This window comes from Vibrio sp. OPT46, assembly GCF_015163535.1.
Taxonomy (GTDB): domain Bacteria; phylum Pseudomonadota; class Gammaproteobacteria; order Enterobacterales; family Vibrionaceae; genus Vibrio; species Vibrio alginolyticus.
The window spans coordinates 9,093-14,740 of sequence record NZ_JADDYG010000141.1; the positions used below are offsets into that span (position 1 = coordinate 9,093).

A 5,648-nucleotide genomic window follows, 5' to 3' on the forward strand; every position below is an offset into this window, starting at 1 on the left:
TCAATCTGCGGCAATCATCGTAGACGGCAAAGAAGTGGGCGTGATCGGTACAGTTCACCCTGAGCTTGAGCGTAAGTTCGGTCTAAACGGTCGTACTATCGTATTCGAAATCGAATGGTCTGCAATCAACAGCAAAGTGATCCCAGAAGCGGTAGCACTTTCTAAATTCCCTTCAAACCGTCGTGATATCGCGGTAGTAGTGGATGAAGCTGTTGCATCTGGTGACATTGTTAACGCTTGTCTAGAGCAAGGTGGCGAGTTCCTTAAAGATGCGAAACTGTTCGACGTTTACGTAGGTAAAGGCGTTGAAGATGGTAAGAAGAGCCTAGCAATCGCTCTGACTCTACAGTCACTTGAGCGTACGCTTGAAGATGCAGATATCGCTGGTGCGGTTGACGCTATCGTTGCTCACGTTTCTGAGAAGTTTGGTGCGTCTCTGCGTGACTAATCTCGCGTAACGTATCTTCTTAAGAAATGAAAACCCTGCCAGTTTGGCAGGGTTTTTTATTTTTAGGATTACCTTATCGTTGTTCAAGTTCCTTACTGCTCGCACCATCCCTCATTACTTTAAAATACTAGACCAAACTAGGGATGGCCCTTACCCGAGATTAGGAACGTATTGTTTTTCAGCTAATACACGCTAACGATAGCTTGTTGGCGGTTAGGCAGCGAGTGAGAGGGTATAGCTAAGCAGAAGAGGTAGCGTAAGAATGCTGAAAAAGTTGCCAAATAGTACCATTGACGCCACTTTCATGGGTTCTATATTCAGCCTTTCCGCAAATAGGTAATTCATGACGGCTGGCGGCAGCATTGTGAAGAGCACCATCATTTGCAATTGCATCGTTGGAAGGGGAATTAACCAATAAATAAGTGCAAAAGCGACAGCACCAGTTGCCAGTGACTGCACGGTACACAACACACCAATCTTTAAACCGTCCAACCTTAAATGACACATTTGTGCCCCCAGAGATAAAAGCATCACGGGTACGGCCGCTTGCCCAAGTAGAGCCGTGGCTTCGTATAAAGGCGCCCATGCACCCACATTTGACACGTTGAGAAACAGAGCCAGCGACGCTGCTAAAAAGATTGGCATCTTGACTATTTGCTTAAAAGGGTTGCCATGACTAAGCAGCATTACGCCTAAGCTGATATGCAAGCATGCTGACACGACAAATAAAAGCACTGCTGACGACAGCGCAATTTCTCCAAACGTATAGGTAAACAAAGGAATAGCTAGATTTCCGCTATTGCGAAACATATGTGGTGGCGCCCAGGTTTTAAACGAGAGTGACGTCCATCGACATACCGGGATCATGAGTAGTGCGGGAATTAAAACCGCGACAATTGCCGCCAAAAGAAGCGGCCCCTGATTTGAATCGAGCGGCATGCTAACGAGTGACGAAAATACCAATGCTGGCGTAAATACCTCAATATTAATGCGGTTTATTGGGCGAAAGTCAGGCTTGATGTAACGACCGACCAAATAGCCAACTCCGACAAGAGCAAAAACAGGGAAAAGAATATTTATGATTTGATTAATCATGGTCGCCTAGAAGCAGTGTAAGAAGCTAATGAGGAAATACACGAACTTCCACATTATCAATCTTTATATATGGCGTCATCGTTAAACAGCGAGAAGCGTGGGTTTAATCAAGCTTTCTAAGCACAGTTGCAAAGTACAGGTGGTCATACCTTTTAATCTAATTGTTACGTATCGAGTTACATACAAATCACTGAATTTACGACAAGTTCTATGTCAAGTGTCTGTTAAATAACCAATATCTGATATTTTTATTAAATAGTGTTTAATGTTGATATTTAAACTACTTTTAGTTTTATAATCTGGATGTTTTTCCTGATAAAGATGAAACAAAAACAAAAATATCAAATTCCTGGCGTTTAACAATAATTTACGTAGTGCTATTCCTTTTGTTCGCCAAGAAAAAAGTTGGCGAAAATCATAAGCTTGTCATACACTTCCTGATGTAACCCCGATATGTTGTTGAATTGGTAGGGTAAAACTGCTCTGGCGCTACACTAACGTAGCATTGTTTAACATAGCTTTGAGGAAAGTTTTATGGCGCTCACAAAAGCCGAACTGGCAGAAAACCTGTTTGATAAATTAGGATTTAGTAAGCGGGACGCCAAGGAAACGGTGGAAGTGTTCTTTGAAGAGATTCGTAAGGCACTGGAAAGTGGCGAACAGGTAAAACTGTCAGGTTTTGGTAACTTTGATCTTCGTGACAAGAATGAACGACCTGGTCGTAACCCGAAAACTGGTGAAGATATTCCAATTACTGCTCGACGTGTAGTGACTTTTCGCCCGGGTCAGAAGTTAAAAGCTCGTGTAGAAAACCTGAAGAAAGTACAGTAAGCCGAATAAATGGATCACGCTAAGGCGTGGTCTTTTTTTGCGTAAAATTCGTGTGCATACAAATGAAAACCACCGCCATGCGGTGGTTTTTCTGTTTATGAGAGACGCTTAATGATATCGGTTACGCCGCTTCTAGATGCGTTGTTAAGTATGGTTGCCATGCTTGTTGGTACAAGTTCTTAGACTGTGTACGCATGTTGCGAATAGAGGCAAGCTCTATTTCGCTTAGCTCACGTTTTTCCAACATCGCTTGACGTTCTAGTTTCTGGATTTTTTCGTATAGGTCGTGTTCGGGACCGCTTTTTACATCTGCGATTGCTTTCAAGTGCAGTTGAACTTCGGCTACTAGGTTTGTTTTTGGTAAACGAACGAGCAAGTTCAAGTCTCTATATCCTGAAGGGCCAGGTTTTTTGAATCGATTTTTTACTTTCACAATCGTTGTTTCACGCTCTAACGTTTCATAAATGGAGACTAAGCTCGCGACGTCTTCAGCTACAATCGTTGCACGTGCTAGGTCAGTAATACGTTCAACTTTCCCATCTAACTCTAAAGCTATCTTTTCTTCTGCTCGTTGTTTGGATTTCACGCCTGCGAAGTATGGCTGAGCGTCATTAAGAAGTGCGGTACTCTTACAGATAGTTTCAAGTTCAAATTGTGCTTGGTGAGCTTTGCTGTAAAGGATGTCGAAGTCAGAATATGGCTGAGTTGGTGTGGTGTCGATTGACTGAATGCCATATAAACCGCTAAGGCTGTGTTTAAAAAGTTTCGAACAAACTTCGTTTTGGCTGGTTGAACGATTTTGTTCGCCATTAGGCGCAGGGGTAATTGGAAGTGCGGCAAATGCCGGTGCACGGCTAAGTACCAAAAGCATCAATGCTGTAGTACGAAGAAATAAGCTCATTCACTCTCCTTAACTTGCTTGTACTTAGAAAATAGGGAACATAAAGGTCGCTAAGTTCGGCAAATCAGGTACTAACTTATAAATGGGGCCATTACGAAAGATTCCAAGGTTTCAGTTTTATCTTGAAGTAGAATCATGCGTTAGATCACCATTTCTCTTTTCTTTATTCTGATTATCAGATAAAGGCGCGTCTCCTATGAGACCGATTACATCCTATCACCGCAGTATTAACCAAAGATGAACGGCATAGACAAATTGAAAAAAAACGTTAGTCTTACCTCTCAAAATGAAAACAGCCGACAAGTAGAAAGTAAAATGAGAGACCAAGAATTTTGGCATAACAAATGGGCCAGCAATCAAATCGGATTTCACTTGGAAGATGTAAACCCGCTATTACCAGTATATTGGAAACACACTAATCCAAAGCGTGAAGATAAAGTGTTAGTTCCTTTATGTGGAAAGTCAGAAGACTTGATTTGGCTAGCGATGAAGCATGATTCGGTTGAAGGCGTTGAGCTAAGCCATATTGCTGTGCGTGCCTTTTTTGCTGAACATTTTTACACGCCAACGGTAACGCCTCTTAATGGCATGCACGAGCTTTATCAATTTGATGAGCTCTCTATTTATACTGGGGACTTTTTCACTGCACCAGTATCTCAAGCCGATATCATTTATGATCGCGCCGCGTTGGTTGCTTTACCGCAAGATATGCGAGAGGAGTATGTAGAGCGTCTCAAGCAACTTTTGAACCCAGGCGGTCGTATTTTGCTTGTTACACTCAACTATCCTCAAGAAGAGATGGCGGGGCCTCCATTTAGCGTGCCGGTCGAAGAGATTGAGCAGTTATTTTCAGGTTACAAAGTTACTTGTTTGAACGTAGATGAAGCTGACGAGAATCATCCTAAAATTGCGAAAAAAGGCTTAAGTCGCTTCTCTGAAGAAGTGTACTTAATCGAGAGTGAATAGGCTCTCTTCGGTTTGGAACACGAAATAGCGCAGCAATTTGAGCTGCGCTATTTTTGTATGAGTGGTTCGTATTTAATAAATGATATTCACTTTTGAAGCACTTTCAATAGCATCTTGAACGGCTTCTTCGGTGGTTTTTCGTCGCGTAAGGACAACACCTAAACGGCGGCGACCATCGATTTCTGGCTTACCGAATAGACGAACTTGTGTTTGAGGTTGAGCTAAAGCTTTGCTTAGGTTTTCAAAGCGAATGTTTGTGGAAGTCCCTTGTCCAAGAATAACAGCAGACGCAGATGGGCCATATTGCACAATATTATTAATTGGCATTCCGGTAAACGCGCGCACGTGGAGAGCAAACTCAGACATTTCCTGTGAAATCATTGTAACCATACCCGTATCGTGAGGGCGAGGAGAGACCTCATTGAAAATGACTTTATCGCCTTTAACAAATAGCTCTACACCAAAGATGCCGTAGCCACCGAGCGCGTTTACCACTTTCTCAGCCGTGTATTCAGCTGCTTTTACTGCGTTTTCTGACATAGTTTGCGGTTGCCATGATTCGCGGTAGTCGCCATCTTCCTGACGATGACCAATTGGAGCACAGAAATGCACACCGTCAACGGCTCTGATGGTCAATAAAGTGATTTCGTAATCGAAGTCGATAAAACCTTCCACGATAACGCGACCTGCACCCGTACGCCCGCCTTCCTGAGCGTAATCCCATGCTTTTGTAACGTCGTCTTCGGTCTTGATAACACTTTGCCCTTTACCTGAAGAGCTCATCACAGGCTTCACCACGCACGGAATACCCACATGCTCAACCGCGGCTTTGAAGTCTTCAAAGTTATCTGCAAAACGATAAGGTGAAGCCGTCAATTCCAGTTCTTCTGCTGCCAAACGTCGGATACCTTCACGATTCATTGTTAGCCTGGTTGCCTTAGCGGTTGGAACAACATTCAGTCCTTTTTCTTCAAGCTCTACCAGTTTGCCGGTTGCGATGGCTTCAATTTCTGGTACGACGTAAGTAGGTTGTTCCTTCGTAATAACTTCTTCTAAGGCGTTCCCATCTAACATGTCGATAACATAACTACGGTGAGCGACTTGCATCGCTGGAGCATTGGCATAGCGATCACAAGCAATCACTTCTAAACCAAGTCTCTGGCATTCAATGGCGACTTCTTTACCGAGTTCGCCAGAGCCTAAAAGTAATACACGGGTAGCATTTGCGCTAGTTGCAGTGCCAAACATAGTGTTCCCTTACAAAATAGAGTGATGAGACAGAAATTGCAGGAGATCATACTGAAGTTTTATGACAAAGCAAACGTTTGCTTTTGGTTTTTAGGTAATAAAAAAGCTCTACATGTTGTAGAGCTTTTTGTTGAATTTGTCGTTTATACGTTGACAAAA

General features: G+C 43.0%; 5 protein-coding genes and 1 pseudogene. 3 read left to right on the plus strand and 3 right to left on the minus strand.

Going from position 1 to position 5,648, the window contains the following annotated elements; genetic code table 11:
• Positions 1-448 (plus strand): annotated as a pseudogene (gene pheT / locus IQR33_RS32400) (phenylalanine--tRNA ligase subunit beta); the annotation flags it as partial.
• Between the two features lie 213 nt (positions 449-661).
• Here the strand turns inward: pheT and IQR33_RS06305 are convergent.
• A complete protein-coding gene (locus IQR33_RS06305) occupies positions 662-1,543 on the minus strand; it encodes an AEC family transporter (RefSeq protein ID WP_005377901.1) in 882 nt (293 codons plus the stop codon).
• Between the two features lie 534 nt (positions 1,544-2,077).
• On the opposite strand from IQR33_RS06305, the gene ihfA reads away from it, so the two are divergent.
• Entirely contained in the window at positions 2,078-2,374 is a 297-nt protein-coding gene (gene ihfA, locus IQR33_RS06310) for an integration host factor subunit alpha (RefSeq protein WP_005377899.1), read from the plus strand.
• 121 nt (positions 2,375-2,495) lie between these two features.
• Here the strand turns inward: ihfA and IQR33_RS06315 are convergent, their stop codons facing one another.
• Positions 2,496-3,275: a phosphoribosylglycinamide formyltransferase gene (locus IQR33_RS06315; protein WP_005377897.1), complete on the minus strand. Its 780-nt coding sequence runs from the start codon at positions 3,273-3,275 to the stop codon at positions 2,496-2,498.
• 315 nt (positions 3,276-3,590) lie between these two features.
• Between IQR33_RS06315 and IQR33_RS06320 the strand changes: the two genes are divergently transcribed.
• Complete coding sequence (locus IQR33_RS06320) at positions 3,591-4,241, plus strand: thiopurine S-methyltransferase (protein WP_021707633.1); 651 nt, start codon at positions 3,591-3,593, stop codon at positions 4,239-4,241.
• Positions 4,242-4,313: 72 nt separating this feature from the next.
• On the opposite strand, the gene purT is transcribed toward IQR33_RS06320, so the two are convergent.
• The gene (gene purT / locus IQR33_RS06325) at positions 4,314-5,489 is read right to left on the minus strand and encodes a formate-dependent phosphoribosylglycinamide formyltransferase (RefSeq protein WP_193837430.1); all 1,176 of its coding nucleotides are present in this window, start codon (positions 5,487-5,489) and stop codon (positions 4,314-4,316) included.
• Positions 5,490-5,648: the final 159 nt, after the last annotated feature.